At 61.8% G+C, this 14,803-nt stretch carries 15 protein-coding genes; 10 read left to right on the top strand and 5 right to left on the bottom strand.

Annotation, left to right across the window (positions count from 1 at the left end):
• Positions 1 to 17: 17 nt before the first annotated feature.
• Positions 18 to 524 (bottom strand): peptide deformylase, encoded by a 507-nt coding sequence (def, locus tag K1567_RS15985; RefSeq protein ID WP_034101640.1) that lies wholly within the window; start codon positions 522 to 524, stop codon positions 18 to 20.
• Positions 525 to 659: 135 nt separating this feature from the next.
• On the opposite strand from def, the gene K1567_RS15980 reads away from it, so the two are divergent.
• The 3 genes from K1567_RS15980 (at position 660) to K1567_RS15970 (ending at position 3,223) form a co-directional block, all read left to right on the top strand.
• Positions 660 to 1,436, top strand: coding sequence for a peptidoglycan-binding protein (locus K1567_RS15980; RefSeq protein WP_220698639.1), 777 nt, complete (start codon positions 660 to 662; stop codon positions 1,434 to 1,436).
• A gap of 63 nt (positions 1,437 to 1,499) precedes the next feature.
• Positions 1,500 to 2,594, top strand: a complete 1,095-nt coding sequence (dprA, locus tag K1567_RS15975; protein WP_220698638.1) for a DNA-processing protein DprA — start codon at positions 1,500 to 1,502, stop codon at positions 2,592 to 2,594.
• Between the two features lie 71 nt (positions 2,595 to 2,665).
• Entirely contained in the window at positions 2,666 to 3,223 is a 558-nt protein-coding gene (locus tag K1567_RS15970) for an L-threonylcarbamoyladenylate synthase (RefSeq protein ID WP_034101645.1), read from the top strand.
• Positions 3,224 to 3,304: 81 nt separating this feature from the next.
• On the opposite strand, the gene K1567_RS15965 is transcribed toward K1567_RS15970, so the two are convergent.
• Positions 3,305 to 4,282, bottom strand: coding sequence for a quinone oxidoreductase (locus K1567_RS15965; RefSeq protein ID WP_220698637.1), 978 nt, complete (start codon positions 4,280 to 4,282; stop codon positions 3,305 to 3,307).
• 176 nt (positions 4,283 to 4,458) lie between these two features.
• Here K1567_RS15965 and hemF point away from each other — a divergent pair, with 176 nt between their 5' ends.
• Together hemF and aroE are read left to right on the top strand one after the other, a co-directional pair.
• Positions 4,459 to 5,391, top strand: a complete 933-nt coding sequence (hemF, locus tag K1567_RS15960) for an oxygen-dependent coproporphyrinogen oxidase (protein ID WP_034101647.1) — start codon at positions 4,459 to 4,461, stop codon at positions 5,389 to 5,391.
• On the top strand, positions 5,391 to 6,209 hold the full coding sequence (gene aroE / locus K1567_RS15955; protein ID WP_034111091.1) for a shikimate dehydrogenase: 819 nt from the start codon (positions 5,391 to 5,393) through the stop codon (positions 6,207 to 6,209). Before hemF ends, aroE begins: the two co-directional genes overlap by 1 nt.
• Before the next feature lie 11 nt (positions 6,210 to 6,220).
• On the opposite strand, the gene K1567_RS15950 is transcribed toward aroE, so the two are convergent.
• The 3 genes from K1567_RS15950 to betC all read right to left on the bottom strand — a co-directional run bounded on the left by K1567_RS15950 (position 6,221) and on the right by betC (position 10,318).
• Positions 6,221 to 7,789: a SulP family inorganic anion transporter gene (locus K1567_RS15950; RefSeq protein WP_034111093.1), complete on the bottom strand. Its 1,569-nt coding sequence runs from the start codon at positions 7,787 to 7,789 to the stop codon at positions 6,221 to 6,223.
• A gap of 84 nt (positions 7,790 to 7,873) precedes the next feature.
• On the bottom strand, positions 7,874 to 8,788 hold the full coding sequence (choX, locus tag K1567_RS15945; protein WP_034101651.1) for a choline ABC transporter substrate-binding protein: 915 nt from the start codon (positions 8,786 to 8,788) through the stop codon (positions 7,874 to 7,876).
• A gap of 15 nt (positions 8,789 to 8,803) precedes the next feature.
• Positions 8,804 to 10,318: a choline-sulfatase gene (betC, locus tag K1567_RS15940; protein ID WP_220698636.1), complete on the bottom strand. Its 1,515-nt coding sequence runs from the start codon at positions 10,316 to 10,318 to the stop codon at positions 8,804 to 8,806.
• 103 nt (positions 10,319 to 10,421) lie between these two features.
• Between betC and K1567_RS15935 the strand changes: the two genes are divergently transcribed.
• The 5 genes from K1567_RS15935 to dgoD all read left to right on the top strand — a co-directional run bounded on the left by K1567_RS15935 (position 10,422) and on the right by dgoD (position 14,680).
• Complete coding sequence (locus tag K1567_RS15935; protein WP_034111097.1) at positions 10,422 to 11,372, top strand: choline sulfate utilization transcriptional regulator; 951 nt, start codon at positions 10,422 to 10,424, stop codon at positions 11,370 to 11,372.
• A gap of 31 nt (positions 11,373 to 11,403) precedes the next feature.
• On the top strand, positions 11,404 to 11,730 hold the full coding sequence (locus K1567_RS15930; RefSeq protein ID WP_034101654.1) for a DOPA 4,5-dioxygenase family protein: 327 nt from the start codon (positions 11,404 to 11,406) through the stop codon (positions 11,728 to 11,730).
• 166 nt (positions 11,731 to 11,896) lie between these two features.
• Positions 11,897 to 12,862 (top strand): 2-dehydro-3-deoxygalactonokinase, encoded by a 966-nt coding sequence (locus K1567_RS15925; RefSeq protein WP_034101655.1) that lies wholly within the window; start codon positions 11,897 to 11,899, stop codon positions 12,860 to 12,862.
• Position 12,863: 1 nt separating this feature from the next.
• Positions 12,864 to 13,484, top strand: coding sequence for a 2-dehydro-3-deoxy-6-phosphogalactonate aldolase (locus K1567_RS15920; RefSeq protein ID WP_034101657.1), 621 nt, complete (start codon positions 12,864 to 12,866; stop codon positions 13,482 to 13,484).
• A 47-nt stretch (positions 13,485 to 13,531) separates the two neighbouring features.
• Entirely contained in the window at positions 13,532 to 14,680 is a 1,149-nt protein-coding gene (gene dgoD / locus K1567_RS15915) for a galactonate dehydratase (protein ID WP_034111103.1), read from the top strand.
• Positions 14,681 to 14,803 lie beyond the last annotated feature (123 nt).

Genomic DNA, 14,803 nt, shown 5'->3' with positions numbered 1-14,803 from the left:
CCTTTGGAAGAGGGGCATCAAGCTTGCTGGCGATGCTTTTTTTCCAGCTTCTTCTTGATCCGGTCACGCTTAAGCGTGGACAGGTAATCGACAAACAGTTTGCCGTTGAGGTGGTCGCACTCGTGCTGGATACATACCGCAAGCAGGCCGTCGGCGATCAGTTCATAGGGCTTGCCATCACGGTCCAGAGCCTTAATTTTCACGCGCAACGGGCGCTCGACGTTCTCGTAGAACTCCGGCACCGACAGGCAGCCTTCCTGGTATTCGCCCATCTCGTCGGTCAGCGGTTCGAATTCGGGGTTGATGAACACCCGTGGTTCGCTGCGATCTTCCGACAGGTCCATGACCACGACGCGCTGATGCACGTTGACCTGGGTCGCGGCGAGGCCGATGCCCGGGGCTTCATACATTGTTTCAAACATGTCATCGACCAACTGACGAACCTTGTCGTCCACTACGGCCACCGGTTTGGCGATCGTGCGCAGGCGCGAGTCGGGAAATTCGAGGATGTTCAAAATAGCCATAAGCGTAATTGCTGCACATGTGAGGTAAAGGCAAATCGGCGGTGGGATGGACCCATACGGCCGGTGTGAAGCGCTCGAAAGCCGCGAAGGCCAAGGCATTTCACGCGAACGCACATAATAAAGGAGATTGACCCCATGAGGAAATCGCTACTCGTCTTGCTGCTGTGGGCGCCGTTTGCCATGGCGTTCTCGCCGCGGCCAGACCAGCCTCTCGATCCATCGACGCAACAGGCCATCCAACGCTTCCTGCTGCATAACCGCATTCTGGATAAACCCGAGGATCTGGACACAGCGCCTTACATTATCGCGGCCGACAACGGTCGGGTCATGGGCACCAACGGTGAGCGTGTGCATGCCCGTGGCGTTTTGGATCCCGCCCAGCCCGCCTACGCCGTGGTGCGGCGCGGCAAGCTTTACACCGACCCTGCCACCCATGAATTGCTGGGCGTCAATGCCGACGATATCGGCACTGCTCGCTTTATCTACGCTGGTGATCTGAGCACCCTGGTGCTGCAACGGGTGACCCAAGAGGTACGCCCCGGTGATCGCTTGCTGCGTGCCGAGCCTGCGATGGACCTGGCAAGGCTCAAAGTGCCGCTGAATGCGGCGTTTATCGAAGGGCGCATCATCGATGTCCCCCGAGGCGTCACCCAGATTGGGGTACTCGACGCCGTCACTCTGGACAAAGGTCGTCGCGATGGCTTGGTCGAAGGCCAGTTGCTGACCGTCATCAAAGCCGGTGCCACCGTCAGGGACTCCCTGAATGACTCCCCGGTAACGCTTCCCGATGAGCCCGCCGGCACCCTGCTGGTGTTTCGCACCTATGAAAAGCTCAGCTTTGGCCTGGTGCTCAGCGCTTCACAATCATTGGCGGTGATGGACCGTTTCGAGACTGCCCGTCAAACCCAATAAGTAGCCTGCTAAATAAGTTACCAACAGACTTATCCACAGCTTGTTCCGGTCAAGGATGATCAGATGAATCCAATAAACAGCGACGAAATTTCCCCATCAGAACTGGAGGCCCGCCTACGGTTGCACAGGCTGCCAGAGCTGGGGCCGAAGCGTTTTCGTTTGTTGATTGAGGCGTTCGGTTGCGCCTCCAAAGCCATCAGCGCCCCTGCCAGTGCCTGGCGATCTCTGGGCTTGCCGGCCATCAGCGCCGAGGCACGGCGAAGCCAGGAAATCCGCGACGGTGCCAGCGCGGCATTGGCGTGGCTTGAGCATCCGGCCCAGCATTTGTTGATGTGGGATCAGCCTGAATACCCGGCACTGTTGGCTCAGATCGATGATGCACCGCCGTTGTTATTCATTGCCGGCGACCCTGGCATTCTGGAAAAACCGCAGTTGGCGGTGGTCGGCAGTCGTCGCGCATCCCGCCCAGGTATGGACACCGCCGCTGCGTTTTCCCGCAGCCTGGCGGGTGCCGGGTTTGTCATCACCAGTGGCTTGGCGTTGGGTATCGACGGCGCGGCGCATCAGGCTGCGCTGGAGGTGGGCGGTCAGACAATCGGCGTGCTGGGCACGGGACTGGAAAATTTTTATCCACAACGTCATCGGCGCCTTGCCGCGGCGATGATTGCTCAAGGCAGCGCGGTGGTTTCTGAGTTTCCGCTGGATGCCGCGCCCCAGGCTGCCAACTTTCCACGGCGTAACCGGATCATCAGCGGGCTGTCCCTGGGCGTACTGGTGGTGGAAGCCAGCATGGCCAGCGGTTCGCTGATTACGGCCAAACTGGCGGCCGAGCAGGGCCGTGAGGTGTACGCAATCCCTGGCTCTATTCATCACCCTGGCGCCAAGGGCTGCCATCAGTTGATCCGCGAGGGTGCGGTGCTGGTGGAAACCATCGAGCATATTCTGGAAGGGTTGCGTGGTTGGCAGGCGTTATCACAGCCGGCGCCGATCCCGGTTACTCATCCGCTGGTCGCACTGCTGCACGCTGCTCCCCAGACCAGCGAGGGGTTGGCCATTGCCAGCGGGCGCACATTATCCCAAGTGCTGGCGACGCTCACCGAGCTGGAGCTGGAAGGCCAGGTCATCTGCGAGAGCGGGCGCTGGCTCGCGCGTGGCTAGGTTTTTGTGCTGCTAGGTTTTGCAAAGAAGATGGGTAAACTGCGCACAGCTTTAGTCCGGAGAGTTAAACCATGGTCAACAGGTGGCGTGTGCTGAAAGCCGCACAAGAGGTTCGCGCAGGCGCGGTGATTGCCTATCCGACCGAGGCGGTCTGGGGCCTGGGCTGCGACCCTTGGAACGAAGAGGCGGTGGATCGGCTGCTGGCGATCAAGAATCGTTCGGTGGACAAAGGCCTGATCCTGGTGGCGGACAATATCCGCCAGTTCGATTTTCTGTTCGAAGACTTCCCGCAGGCCTGGATCGAGCGCATGGCCAGTACCTGGCCCGGGCCCAATACCTGGCTGGTGCCGCATCAGAATCTGTTGCCGGAATGGGTCACCGGCGTGCACGACACGGTAGCGTTGCGGGTAAGCGATCATCCGCTGGTACGGGACTTGTGCGCACTGGTGGGGCCGCTGATTTCCACCTCCGCCAACCCCCAGGGCCGCCCGGCAGCACGAACGCGGATCCGCGTGGAGCAGTACTTCCGTGGCCAGCTAGACCTGGTGTTGGGTGGTGCCCTGGGCGGGCGCAAGAACCCGAGCCTGATTCGCGACCTGGCGACGGGCAAGGTGGTCCGCCCGTCTTGATCCTCGCACCTACCCTGGGGCGAAGGCGCTGGTTTCGGTTGGCCTGTTAAGCAGGCCAACCAGCCCAGGCACCTCAGCCCGTCAAGGTAACAGGATGGTCGACCCCGTTGTACGCCGTCCCGACAGCTCGGTCTGCGCCTTGGCCGCCTCGGCCAGCGCATATCGCTGGTTGATATCGATGCGTACCTTGCCGCTTTGGATCATCGAGAACAGATCGTCAGCCATTGCCTGCAAGTTTTGTGGATTGTTGGCGTAGGTCGCCAGGGTTGGCCGGGTGACATACAGCGAACCTTTCGCCGCCAGAATCCCCAGGTTTACCCCATCCACCGCGCCCGATGCGTTGCCGAAGCTCACCACCAGCCCGCGTGGCGCGGCGCTGTCCAGCGAGGTCAGCCAGGTGTCCTTGCCGACGCCGTCATACACCACCGGGACTTTTTTGCCGTCGGTCAATTCCAGCACTCGCTGTGCGACATCTTCCTTGCTGTAGTCGATGGTTTCCCACGCGCCGAGGGATTTGGCCAATGCGGCTTTCTCCGGCGAACTTACCGTACCGATCAACTTAACGCCCAGGGCCTTGGCCCATTGGCAGGCCAGCGAGCCCACGCCACCGGCGGCGGCATGGAACAGGATGGTTTCACCACCCTTCAATTCATAGGTCTGGCGCAGCAGGTACTGCACCGTCAGACCCTTGAGCATGGCCCCGGCGGCTTGTTCGAAGCTGATGTCGTCGGGCAAGTGCACCAAGTTGGCGGCAGGCAGCACATGCAACTGGCTATAGGCGCCCAACGGGCCGCTGCCGTAGGCGACGCGATCGCCGACCTTGAATTGCGTGACCTCGCTGCCCACTGCATCCACCACGCCGGCCCCTTCTGCGCCCAGCCCCGATGGCAGGGATGGCGGTGCGTAGAGGCCGCTGCGGAAATAGGTGTCGATGAAGTTCAGGCCTATCGCCTCATTACGTACGCGAACCTGCTGTGGGCTCGGTTCCGCCGGCGTGTAGTCCACATATTCAAGTACTTCGGGGCCGCCATGGGCACTGAACTGGATACGCTTGGCCATCTGCACTTCTCCTTGGGTCGTTTTCACGAAGGCCCCTATCGGACTCCTATGCTTGATCTTCGTCAACTGCGGCGCACCTAAGTGCAGTGCTCATTAAGCGCGGTGGTATCCTGTGCGCCCATTTGCCGCCGACGCCTGATGGCCTCGCGTAGCTTTGCCCGATTCAAGGTGATGCCATGACTACCCGCACCGAGGCTGTAAAGGCCTACCTGCTTGACCTGCAAGACCGCATTTGCAGCGCCCTGGAAACCTTCGAGACGGACACTCGCTTTATCGAAGACGCCTGGACCCGGCCTGCCGGCGGCGGCGGTCGCACCCGTGTGATCGCGAACGGGACGGTGATCGAAAAAGGCGGCGTTAACTTTTCCCACGTGTTCGGCAGCGGCCTCCCACCGTCCGCCAGCGCCCATCGCCCAGAGTTGGCCGGTCGCGGGTTTGAAGCGCTGGGCGTGTCACTGGTGATTCACCCGCACAACCCCTATGTGCCGACGTCCCACGCCAACGTGCGTTTTTTCATCGCCGAAAAAGAAGGCGAAGAAGCGGTGTGGTGGTTTGGCGGCGGCTTCGACCTCACCCCTTACTACGCCAACGAAGAAGACTGCATCCACTGGCACCGTGTGGCCGAGCAGGCGTGTGCGCCGTTCGGCCCCGACGTCTACGCGCGTTACAAAGCCTGGTGCGACACCTACTTCCACATCAAGCACCGCAACGAACCGCGTGGCATCGGCGGCCTGTTCTTCGATGACTTGAACGAGTGGGGCTTCGACACCTGTTTCGCCTTTATTCGCGCCATCGGCGACGCCTATATCGACGCCTACCTACCGATCGTGCAGCGCCGCAAGGCCATGGCTTATACCGAGCAACAACGCGAGTTCCAGGAGTTCCGTCGTGGCCGCTACGTCGAGTTCAACCTGGTCTACGACCGCGGCACCTTGTTTGGCCTGCAATCGGGTGGCCGTACCGAGTCGATCCTGATGTCGCTGCCGCCGCAGGTGCGCTGGAGCTATGACTGGAAAGCCGAGGCCGGCAGCGAAGAAGCGCGTCTGACCGATTACTTCCTGCAGGACCGCGACTGGCTCGGCATCGCGGCCCCCAAGGCGGCGAACTGATGGATCGCTACGTCGTCTTCGGCAACCCCATCGGCCACAGCAAATCGCCGCTGATTCACCGGATGTTCGCCGAGCAGACTGGCGAACAGTTGGACTACAGCACGTTGCTTGCACCGCTGGAGGACTTTACCGGCTGTGCCCGTGAGTTTTTTCAACAGGGCCGTGGCGCCAATGTCACCGTGCCGTTCAAGGAAGACGCTTATCGCCTGGCCGACACCCTCACCGAACGCGCCAAGCGCGCCGGTGCGGTGAACACCTTGAGCAAACTCGCCAATGGCACCCTGCTGGGCGATAACACCGACGGCGCCGGGCTGGTGCGTGACCTGACGGTCAATGCCGGGTTGAGCCTCAACGGTAAACGCATCCTGCTGCTGGGCGCCGGCGGCGCGGTGCGTGGGGCGCTGGAACCGTTGTTGGCCGAACACCCGGCTTCGCTGATCATCGCCAACCGCACAGTGGAAAAAGCCGAATTGCTCGCCGAGTTGTTCGATGACCTGGGCCCAGTGTCGGCCAGTGGTTTTGATTGGCTGCGTGAGCCAGTGGACGTCATTATCAACGCCACCTCCGCCAGCTTGTCAGGCGATGTACCGCCGATTGCCAGCAGCCTGATCGAACCGGGTAGGACTTTTTGCTACGACATGATGTACGCCAAGGACCCTACCCCCTTCTGCCGCTGGGCCACGCAGCACGGCGCCGCCGTCTCGATGGATGGCTTGGGCATGCTGGTGGAACAGGCGGCCGAAGCGTTCTTCCTGTGGCGTGACGTGCGCCCGTCATCTGCCCCGGTGCTGGCTGAGTTGCGTCGACAGTTGGCCTGACGCCCCTCTGGTCAGTCTTCGAAATGGATGGGGCAGCGGTCGGCCCCTTCCAGCTTCTTCAGTTCCTCGACCACCTGCGGCCTGGCCCGACGCAACGTCAGGCTGCGCCCCAACCTGCGTAAACGCCGCGCTTCCTGGTGCAGCATCTCTACCCCGGAATAGTCGATAAAGTTGATCTGCTGCGCCTCGATGACCACGCGTTCGCCCTGTAAGCGTTGCAAGCGCGCTTGCAGGTAGTGGCTGGCGCCGAAAAAGATCGAGCCGCCGACGCGCAGCACATCCTCGTCACCGTCGCGCCAATGGTGGACGCGGGGCTGCGAGGTGCGCTTGAGATAGAAAAACAACGAGGCCAGCACGCCTGCATAAATCGCCGTTTGCAGCTCCAGCAGCAAGGTGGCCACGCAGGTCAGGCCCATCACCGCAAATTCGGCGCGGCTGACCCGGAACAATGCGCGAATACCGCGGTGATCCACCAGGCCCCAACTGATCAGGAGGATGCTGGCGGCCATGCTCGGGATCGGGATTTGTGAGATCAATGCCGCGCCAAACAGCGCGAACAGTGCCACCCATAACGCGGAAAACACCCCAGCCAGCGGTGAGCAGGCGCCGGCTTCATAACTGAGCCCGGAACGGGTAAAGGACCCGGCTGACAGGTATCCGGAGAAAAATCCGCCGATGATGTTGGAGAGTCCCTGCGCGCGAATTTCCTGATTCGCATCGAGCAGCTGTTGCGAGCGGGCCGACAGCGAGCGCGCAATCGACAGGCTGGTCACCAGCCCCAGCATGCCCACGGCCACGGCGCTGGGGAGCAGGCGCAGAATCGTGTCCAGGTCCATCGGCAACGGGCTGAACGGCGGCAATTTGCCCACGAATGAACTGACCCGCGCCACCTGCCCGAACATCGCCGGCCACAGCCAGGCCACCAGGCTACTGAGGGCCAGGGCGATCAACAGCGTCGGCCATCGCGGTTTCCAGTATTTGAGCAGCGCCCCCGCCAGCAATGTGCCGAGGCCCAGAGCGAGCGAGGCGTGGTCCCATTCGCCGCGGTGCTCGATCAGCGCCAGCAGGCTGTTAATCGCCGTGGCCTGGCTGGGCAAATCCAGCCCCAGCAAATTGGGCAGTTGCCCCAGCGCGATCACCACCGCGGCGCCCAGGGTGAACCCCAGCACCACCGAATGGGAGACGAAATTGACCAGCGCGCCGAAGCGCAGCATGCCCAGCAACCACTGGAAAACGCCGGCTATACAGGTGAGCAACAGGATCAAGGTGATGTAGTCCTGCGATCCGGGCACGGCCAGAGGGCTGACACTGGCGTAGAGCACGATGGAAATCGCGGCGGTCGGGCCGCAGATCAAGTGCCACGACGAACCCCACAGGCAGGCGATCAGCACCGGGATGATCGCGGCGTACAGCCCGTATTCCGGTGGGAGGCCGGCGATCAGCGCGTAGGCAATCGACTGCGGCAACGCCAACACCGCGCCGCTGAGGCCGACTATTGCATCGCGGCCCACGCTGGCGCGGGTCTGGCGCGGCAGCCAACTGAGGAAAGGCAAGAGAGTGTGGCGGTTGAGCCGGGGCATTTATAACTCGGTTGAAAAGGTTTGAATCAGGGTATCAGTACACACCGAAGTTTGTGGGAGGGGGCCCTCCCACAATGTCAGCCTTTAGAGTTTGGCTTTTACCGCCGGCAATGCCTCTTGACCGTCCAGGGTTTTTACGCCGTCGAGCCACTTGTCCAGCACCGCTGGGTTCGCCTTGATCCATGCCTTCGCCGCGTCGGCATTGCTGACTTTGTTGTTGGCGACCTCGGCCATAATGCTGTTCTCCATCTCTTGGGTAAAACTCAAGTTGGTCAGCAGTTTTCCTACGTTCGGGCAGGCCTGTGCATAACCTTTGCGTGTCAGGGTGTAGACGCTGCCGGTGTCACCGAAGTACTTCTCGCCGCCCTTGAGGTAGTGCATTTTCAATTGCACGTTCATCGGGTGCGGGGTCCAGCCCAGGAAGGTGACGAAACGCTGTTTTTTCACCGCTCGCGACACTTCGGCCAACATCGCCTGTTCGCTGGATTCGATCAGCTTCCACTGGCCCAGGTCGAAGTCGTTCTTCTTGATGATCTCTTGCAGCGAGATATTGGCCGGTGCGCCGGAGCCGATGCCGTAGATCTTCTTGTCGAACTTGTCGGCAAATTTGTTCAGGTCAGCAAAGTTGTGCACACCGGCATCCCATACGTAGTCCGGCACGGCGAGGGTGAACTCGGTGCCGTCGAGATTTTTCGCCAGTTGCACTACGTCGCCATTGGCCACGAATTTGTCGTAGAAGCCTTGCTGTGCCGGCATCCAGTTGCCCATAAACACATCCACTTGGCCGTCCTTGAGCCCGCCGAATGTGATCGGCACGGCCAGGGTATCGACCTTGGGTTTGTAGCCCATGCCCGTCAGCAGAAAACCGGTGATGGCATTGGTCGCGGCGATGTCGCTCCAGCCTGGGTCGGCCATCTTCACCGTCTCGCAACTGGTGTCTGCGTACACGTTGGCGCTGGTCAGCGCCAGGATGCTCAGTACTACCGTTAACTTTTGCATGGCCTTCCCTCAGTTTTATTGGTGTTGGCAGGGTTGTGGATAACGTGCCTTGCGCTCCAGGTCGTCGAGGTCGATATGGTTGCGCATGTACTGCTGACTGGCGTCGACCAGTGGCTGGTGATCCCAGCTCTTCAGCTTGCCGTGGGTCAGCGCCTCGAACACCAGGCGACGACGGCGTTGGCTGGCGAGCACCTGCTGGTGGATCGCCGGGATGTCCCATTTAGCCCGCGCTTCCTGCAAAAACGCCTCGAACAGTGGCCGGTGTTCCGGTGACTGGCTGAGGTTTTCCCGCTCGTGCGGGTCGTTGTGTACATCGAACAGCAGGCATGGGTCGTCCTCGCTGTAGATGAATTTATAGGCGCCCCGGCGGATCATCATCAGTGGGCTGATGGTGCCTTCGGCCATGTACTCGCCGAATACCTCGTCATGGCCGCCCTGCCCTTGCAGATGCGGAACCAGCGAGCGGCCGTCCAGGGGCAGGCGTGGGTCCAGTTCGCCACCGGCCAGTTCCACCAGGGTCGGCAGCAGGTCGGCGGTGGACACCGCAGCGCTCACCCGGCCCGCCGCGAATTGCCCCGGCGCGTATACCAGCAGCGGCACGCGGGCGGCCATCTCGAACCAGTGCATTTTGTACCAGAGGCCGCGCTCGCCGAGCATGTCGCCGTGGTCGCCGGAGAACACGATCAGGGTGTCGTCGGCCAAGCCGGTGTCTTCCAGGGTTTGCAGAAGTTTGCCGACATTGCTGTCGATGTAACTGCACGCACCGAAGTAGGCGCGGCGGGCGTCGCGGATCTTATCCACAGGCAGCGGCTTGTCCCACAGGTCATAGACCTTGAGCAAGCGTTGGGAATGGGGATCGAGGTCGCCTTGGGCCGGTGTGGCGGGCAAGGGGATATCGCTGTCGTCGTACAAATCCCAGAACGCCTTGGGAATGGTGTACGGGTCGTGGGGATGGGTCATCGACACGGTAAGGCAGAACGGTTGGTCGCCGTCTTCGCGGATATGGTCGAACAGGTATTGCTGGGCCTTGAACACCACTTCTTCGTCAAAATCCAGCTGGTTGGTACGCACGCATGGGCCGGCTTGCAGCACTGAGGACATGTTGTGATACCAGCTGGGGCGCACGTCCGGCTCGTCCCAGTTCACCGCCCAGCCATAGTCGGCGGGGTAGATGTCGCTGGTCAGGCGTTCTTCGTAGCCGTGCAATTGGTCGGGGCCGCAGAAGTGCATCTTGCCCGACAGCGCAGTGCGGTAGCCGAGGCGGCGTAGGTAGTGGGCATAGGTCGGTACATCGGCGGGGAAGTCCGCTGCGTTGTCGTAGGCGCCGATCTTGCTCGGCAACTGGCCGCTGACCAAGGTGAAACGCGAGGGCGCACACAGCGGGCTGTTGCAATAAGCGGCGTCGAACACCACGCCCTGGGCGGCGAGACGGCTGAGGCTGGGCAACTTGATTGGCGAGGCACCGTAGAACGGCAGCAGCGGCGCGGCCATTTGATCGGCCATGATGAAAAGAATGTTCTTGCGCTTCATGGGTTATCGGCATTCCATAGGCGGTGTTTATGCCAATGAGCATGCAGCCCGTGAAAAATGGGGTAAAGCCCATGAAAAGCAATGTCTAGGATAAGCACAGCTTATGTATGAAGCCCTGGGAGATCTGTCACTGGACCTGCTGCGCGCATTTGAAGCCGCCGCGCGCCACCGTAGTTTTACCGCCGCCGCGATGGAGCTGGGCACCACCCAGCCGGCCATCAGCCAGCAGATCAAGCGCCTGGAAGAACAATTGGCGATTCGCCTGTTCGACCGCATCTACCGTGGCATTGAACTGACCGACGCTGGCGCTCTGCTGTTCGAACACGTCCAAGGCGGCCTGCAGGCCATCAACCAAGGCCTGAGTACGATCACCCAGCACAGCCAGCACGAAGTGCTGCAAGTGGCCACCGACTTTGCTTTCGCCGCTTACTGGCTGATGCCGCGCCTGCATCGATTCCACCAGGCCAACCCGCAGGTGGATGTAAGCCTGGTGACCAGCGAACGCAACCACGCCACCTTGCGCAGCGATATCGACGTGGCGGTGTTGTTCGGCGATGGCCGGTTCAAGCAGGGCGACAGTCTGTGGTTGTTCAACGAGGAGGTTTTCCCGGTGTGCAGCCCGCAGTGGCTCAAGGGCCAGGACAAAGCCTTGACCGTGCAGGACTTGCCCGACTGCCCCCTTCTGCACTTGCGCCAGGAAAACAACAGCCAGTGGTTCGATTGGAGCGGCGTGTTCCGCGAATTGGGCCTCAGCGCCGCACCGCCCCCCGGCCAATTACGCTTCGACAATTACACCTTGCTGATCCAGGCGGCGATCGCCGGCCAAGGCGTGGCCATTGGCTGGCGTCATCTGGTGGATAACCTGCTGGAACAGAACTGGCTGTGCCGGCCATTCAGCGACACGGTGATCTCGCGCTTCGGCTATTACGTGGTGCAACCGCAGCGCAAACGGCGTGGGCAACTGGTGGAGCGCTTCGTCGATTGGCTGGTGGCCGAACAAGCCAGCAGCGCGCAATCGCTGACCGGACTGGCCCTGCCCTCGATTGCGGTCTAGCATCTGGCGCACGTCCCCATCGGAGCCGGTCATGCACCGTATCAAGGGTTATCACGCTCATATCTACTTTGACTCCAGCACGCTCGAACAAGCGCGCGCCTTGTGCGAGGACGCGGCCAAGCTGTTCCCGATACGCATGGGCCGCGTGCATGAGCGCCCCGTAGGCCCGCACCCGGACTGGAGCTGCCAACTGGCCTTCGACGCTGAGTACATCGGCGTCATGCTGCCGTGGCTGGCGCTGCATCGAAACGGGCTGGTGGTGTTCTTGCACCCCGATACCGGCGATGAGTTGAAGGACCACACCGACTACGCGATCTGGATGGGTGCGATGCGCGAGCTGGATCTGTCGGTTTTTTAACCTCTTCTTGCAAGACGCAAGTCCGCACATTCCCGATGACACGTAGGACTTTGCTTGCCTATCTCCCACTATATGGGATAGCCATTTATATATTGAGATATTTCACGGCATAGGTTTATAGTCGCCCATCTGCTTATTTCAGCACCCACACATTTCAGGTGAAGCGATGCAGGCGCAATTGATCGCGCTCGACTGGGGGACCAGCTCCCTTCGTGCTTACAAACTCGGCCCCGCAGGCGTGGTGCTGGAACAACGCTCGCTGGCGTCGGGCATCATGCATCTGCCCAGCGAACCCCGCGACATTGCCGGCGTGCGCTGCAGCGATGGTTTTGAGTTGGCGTTCGACGCGGCGTGTGGGGATTGGCTCGACGCCGAGCCACACCTGCCGGTGATCGCCTGCGGCATGGTGGGCAGCGCTCAGGGCTGGAGCGAAGCGGCATACCGCAATACGCCGGTGGACGTCGCCAGTCTCGGCAAAGCCTTGCACAGCGTACGCAGCCTGCGTGGCGTGGCGGTACATATCGTGCCCGGCGTGATCGAGCAAGGCCGCTTGCCCAACGTAATGCGCGGCGAAGAAACCCAGGTGCTCGGCGTGCTGCACAACCGGCCTGCCGGCGGTGAAGTCTTGATCGGCCTGCCGGGCAGCCACTCCAAGTGGGTCGAAGTGGTCGGTGGCTGCATCACCCATTTCGACACCTTTATGACCGGTGAAGTGTTCGCGATCCTCAGCAAGCACAGCATCCTGGGGCGTACGCAACAGCCTTGCGAGCATTTCCAGGCCGAAGCCTTTGATCGCGGCGTGCAAGTGGCGCGCTCTCAGGATGGCCAGCGCGGCGTGCTGTCGACGCTGTTCAGCGCTCGCACCCTGGGCTTGACCGCCGAACTCGCGCCCGATCAGCAAGCGGACTACCTGTCCGGTCTGATGATCGGTCATGAGCTGGCCGGTCTGCCTGAGCGCGCCCGGCACACCCCGATCATCCTGGTCGGCGCCGGCCCTTTATGCGCGCGCTACCAACGCGCCCTCGCCCTCTGCGGCTTTGCCCATGTCAGCCTGGCCGAAGAAGCCACCGAGCGCGGCCTGTGGCAATTGGCGCTGGCGGCCGGGCTCACTCAACCTGCAACGGAGGCCTGACATGCTCAAGCAAGCACTCGCTCAAAACGGTTTGATCGCCATCCTGCGTGGCCTGCGCCCGGAGGAAGCCCAGGCGGTCGGCCAGGTGCTGTACCAGGCCGGCTTTCGCGTGATCGAAGTACCCCTTAATTCACCGGACCCTTACACCAGCATCCGCATCCTGCGTGACAGCTTGCCAGCCGATTGCCTGATCGGTGCCGGCACGGTGTTGACGCCCGAGCAGGTCGAGCAGGTGAAAGCCGCCGGTGGCCAAGTGATCGTCATGCCTCACAGTGACGCCAAGGTGTTGCGCGCTGCCAAAGCGGCGGGCCTGTACCTGTCGCCGGGCGTGGCCACGCCCACCGAGGCCTTTGCCGCACTGGCCGAAGGCGCCGACGTGTTGAAGCTGTTCCCGGCCGAGCAAATGGGCCCGCCGGTGATCAAGGCGTGGTTGGCGGTATTGCCGGCGGGCACGTTGTTGCTGCCGGTGGGCGGCATTACCCCGGACAACATGCAGGTGTTCACCGACGCCGGCGCCAAGGGGTTCGGGCTGGGTTCCGGGTTGTTCAAACCGGGTATGACAGTGGATCAGGTAGCGAGCCGCGCCCAGGCTTATGTCGCCGCCTGGAAAGCCCTGAGCTGAATTCAAGTTCCGCGCCCCTGGCGCTGCATCTACAAGAGAGATAACAGATGAAAATCACCAAACTGACGACCTTTATCGTCCCGCCGCGCTGGTGCTTCCTGAAGGTCGAAACCGACCAGGGCGTGACCGGCTGGGGTGAGCCTGTGGTCGAAGGCCGCGCCCACACCGTGGCTGCTGCCGTTGAAGAACTGTCCGACTACCTGATCGGTAAAGACCCACGCAACATCGAAGACATCTGGACCGTGCTCTACCGCGGCGGTTTCTACCGTGGCGGCGCGGTGCACATGAGCGCCCTCGCCGGTATCGACCAGGCGCTGTGGGACATCAAAGGCAAGGCCCTCGGCGTTTCCGTCAGCGATCTGCTGGGCGGCCAGGTGCGCGACAAAATCCGCGTGTATTCATGGATCGGCGGCGACCGCCCCGCTGATACTGCCCGCGCGGCCAAAGACGCCGTGGCGCGTGGTTTCACTGCGGTGAAAATGAACGGCACCGAAGAGCTGCAATTCCTCGACAGCTTCGAAAAAGTCGACCTGGCCCTGGCCAACGTCGCCGCGGTGCGTGATGCGGTCGGCCCCAACGTCGGCATCGGCGTCGACTTCCACGGCCGCGTGCACAAGCCGATGGCCAAGGTGCTGATGAAAGAGCTGGACCCGTACAAGCTGATGTTTATCGAAGAGCCCGTACTCAGCGAAAACTACGAAGCGCTCAAGGAGCTGGCGCCGTTGACCAGCACCCCGATCGCCCTGGGCGAGCGCCTGTTCTCGCGTTGGGATTTCAAGCGCGTGCTCAGCGAAGGTTATGTCGACATCATCCAGCCGGACGCCTCCCACGCCGGCGGCATCACCGAAACCCGCAAGATCGCCAACATGGCCGAAGCCTATGACGTAGCGCTGGCCCTGCACTGCCCGCTGGGCCCGATTGCGCTGGCGGCGTGCCTGCAACTGGATGCGGCCTGCTACAACGCGTTTATCCAGGAGCAAAGCCTGGGGATCCACTACAACGAGAGCAACGACTTGCTCGACTACGTGCGTGACCCCGGCGTGTTCGACTATGAGCAGGGCTTCGTCAAGATCCCTAACGGCCCGGGCCTGGGCATCGAGATCAACGAGGAATACGTGATCGAGCGCGCGGCCATCGGCCACCGCTGGCGCAACCCGATCTGGCGCCACGCCGACGGCAGCTTCGCCGAGTGGTGATCACCCAATGAAGAGCGCCGGTTAAAAAATGTGGGAGGGGGCTTGCCCCCGATTGCGATGGCCCTGCCACTGACGATGTCGACTGACACTCAGCTATCGGCGGCAACCTCCCCTCCACATTCA

The organism is Pseudomonas sp. S5F11, from assembly GCF_019641515.1.
Lineage (GTDB): Bacteria > Pseudomonadota > Gammaproteobacteria > Pseudomonadales > Pseudomonadaceae > Aquipseudomonas > Aquipseudomonas rhodesiae.
The sequence above is the reverse complement of the archived record's forward strand: the minus strand, read 5'-3'. Positions and strand labels throughout refer to the sequence as shown.

Coding starts and splice junctions, on each gene's coding strand:
- K1567_RS15970 (WP_034101645.1), top strand. CDS start 2,666: ATGGTCAACAGGTGGCGTGTGCTGAAAGCCGCACAAGAGGTTCGCGCA.
- K1567_RS15935 (WP_034111097.1), top strand. CDS start 10,422: ATGTATGAAGCCCTGGGAGATCTGTCACTGGACCTGCTGCGCGCATTT.
- K1567_RS15980 (WP_220698639.1), top strand. CDS start 660: ATGAGGAAATCGCTACTCGTCTTGCTGCTGTGGGCGCCGTTTGCCATG.
- K1567_RS15965 (WP_220698637.1), bottom strand. CDS start 4,282: ATGGCCAAGCGTATCCAGTTCAGTGCCCATGGCGGCCCCGAAGTACTT.
- dprA (WP_220698638.1), top strand. CDS start 1,500: ATGAATCCAATAAACAGCGACGAAATTTCCCCATCAGAACTGGAGGCC.
- K1567_RS15930 (WP_034101654.1), top strand. CDS start 11,404: ATGCACCGTATCAAGGGTTATCACGCTCATATCTACTTTGACTCCAGC.
- aroE (WP_034111091.1), top strand. CDS start 5,391: ATGGATCGCTACGTCGTCTTCGGCAACCCCATCGGCCACAGCAAATCG.
- hemF (WP_034101647.1), top strand. CDS start 4,459: ATGACTACCCGCACCGAGGCTGTAAAGGCCTACCTGCTTGACCTGCAA.
- choX (WP_034101651.1), bottom strand. CDS start 8,788: ATGCAAAAGTTAACGGTAGTACTGAGCATCCTGGCGCTGACCAGCGCC.
- K1567_RS15920 (WP_034101657.1), top strand. CDS start 12,864: ATGCTCAAGCAAGCACTCGCTCAAAACGGTTTGATCGCCATCCTGCGT.
- dgoD (WP_034111103.1), top strand. CDS start 13,532: ATGAAAATCACCAAACTGACGACCTTTATCGTCCCGCCGCGCTGGTGC.
- def (WP_034101640.1), bottom strand. CDS start 524: ATGGCTATTTTGAACATCCTCGAATTTCCCGACTCGCGCCTGCGCACG.
- K1567_RS15950 (WP_034111093.1), bottom strand. CDS start 7,789: ATGCCCCGGCTCAACCGCCACACTCTCTTGCCTTTCCTCAGTTGGCTG.
- betC (WP_220698636.1), bottom strand. CDS start 10,318: ATGAAGCGCAAGAACATTCTTTTCATCATGGCCGATCAAATGGCCGCG.
- K1567_RS15925 (WP_034101655.1), top strand. CDS start 11,897: ATGCAGGCGCAATTGATCGCGCTCGACTGGGGGACCAGCTCCCTTCGT.